Genomic DNA, 1,927 nt, shown 5'->3' on the forward strand with positions numbered 1-1,927 from the left:
AGCCCGGCCATCCAGATGGCGATGCCGATGACGATGGCCACCATGAGCAGGGTCGAGGTCCATAGGGCAAACCCGGTCGAAGTCAGGCTGTGGGCGATATGGTCAAGCAGTTCACCGCGCTGGAGGGTCAGGCTGGCATCCTTTTCTTCGACAAGTCGGTTGATCCGGCCGGCGGTGTCGGTCGCCGCTTTGTGGAAATCATCGACGTTGGCGCCGATGGTGACGAAGCCGAAACCTTGCGGTGACTTGCCGTACTGGCCGGTGTAATAAGGGATGGCAGCGGCGGTCGTCAGCTTCCACAGGCCGGAGAAAAAGATCACGAAGGAGCCCGATCCACCGTGCTCGGTCAGCGCATTCCAGCCGTCGCATTGCGGCGAGAAATTCAGGTAGCGGCAATCGAGGCCGACGGTGCCGGCCTTGACCAGTTCCTTGGCTGGCTTGCGTTGCAGGCTCTGCTGGCGAAAGGCGGGAATGCCGGCCAGAAACTCATGGGACGGCTTGCCGCTGGCCTGCCATTCGGCGTAAAGGTCGGCGTCCATCCACGGCGTCGCCGGCAGGCCGGTCTGCGCGTCGTAGCCGACGATGAAATAGTCGCGCGGGTGGGAAATTGCGCGGCTCTTGTAATCCCAGATGAAGGCGTAATTGCCTTTGATGGCGTCGGCGATTGGCGTGTAGCGTTCGTCGGTCGGCATCAGGCGGTCGGAGAACTGGCGGATGTGGTCGTGGTCCAGCGCCAGCGTGACGTAGCCGACCGTTTGGCCGCCCCTGACGACCGGCATGGCCCAGCGGACTATGCCGCGAAAGCGCTTGCCGAGCGGGTTTTCCGTGCCGGCATAGGCTGACGCTTCCGGCGTGAAGGGCTTGCCGGCTTTTTGCAGAGCGGCGGGCAGGTAGGGGCCGATGGCCTGGGTCGGGACGTAGGCGCCAATGACCTCGGAAACGTAAATTTCGCCAGCCTTCAGTTTTTTGAGTTCGGCGAAATAGGTTTCAGCCTTGACGAAGGTATTCCTGCGGTCAACGACATTTTTAAGGCTTTTTTCAGTCAGTTTCCCGGTCGTGACCTTGATTTTTTCGTTGCCGTCGAGATCGATGAAGGTCATTTCGACGAACAGCGGTCGCGGCTCGGCTTCGCCAAAATATTCCGCCGGGCGGCTGTGGAAATCCCTCGCGTTATCGGCCAGCACCGGGCGGGTGACCTTGGCTTGGCGGATGACCGGGGTTTCGGGTACCCACGACTGGCCATCGTCGGCCAGCTTCCAGGCGCCGTGTTGATAGATCGGCCGGCGCCGTTCGTTCAGGAAACGGCGAAAAGCGTCGGCGGAGGGGGCCAGTCCGGCAGCTTGCCGGATATCGCTGTCGCGGTCATGCAGGAAAGCGGCAATTTCCTTGGCCGCATCGGTGGTCAGCGACTCGATCGCCTCACGTGAGCGCAGGTCGAGGGCGCGAATGGAGTCGTCGGTAACGCTCTGGCCGACGGTTTTGATTGTTGAAAGCATGGCATCGGCCATGCTGCCTGCCTTGATGGAAACGTCTTTGCCGAGTTGGGTGGTGGCGTGCCAGGCAAATCCGGCCAGCAAGAGGAGCGGAACAACCTTGATCAGGACAAAGATGCCGATCAGTTTGCCGCGAATGCCGCCCAGAAAGGCTGGAAATTTCATGTCGCCTGCCTTCTGGTCGCGTTCGTCAAGGATGTCCCTGTCGCTTAGTGTTTTCCGGCCTTGGGCTCGGGTTCAGCCTTGGCTTCGGCCTTCGCTTCGGCTTTGGATTCGACCTGGGTATCGTTTTCGTTGGCCGCTTCCTGGACCTTTTTCTTTTTCTTGCTGCCCGGGCCTTCCGGCGGAGGGAGTTGCGGCGCGATGGTTTCCAGCTTGTTCTCGCGCATGTATTCGTCCATCTCGCGCCAGCCGGTGTAGATGCCGGCCTTGGG

The 1,927-nt window shown here is 61.0% G+C and carries 1 protein-coding gene and 1 pseudogene; both read right to left on the reverse strand.

Translation table 11 applies throughout. From position 1 onward, the window contains the following. Window positions 1-1,658, reverse strand: a 1,658-nt coding sequence (locus ADADOO_RS14785) for a two-component sensor histidine kinase (RefSeq protein ID WP_511278272.1), incomplete at its 3' end; no start/stop codon positions are given. 44 nt (window positions 1,659-1,702) lie between these two features. Then, window positions 1,703-1,927: pseudogene (locus ADADOO_RS14790) on the reverse strand (hypothetical protein); the annotation flags it as partial.

Origin of the sequence: Azonexus sp. (assembly GCF_036170495.1) — a bacterium.
Taxonomy (GTDB): Bacteria; Pseudomonadota; Gammaproteobacteria; order Burkholderiales; family Rhodocyclaceae; genus Azonexus.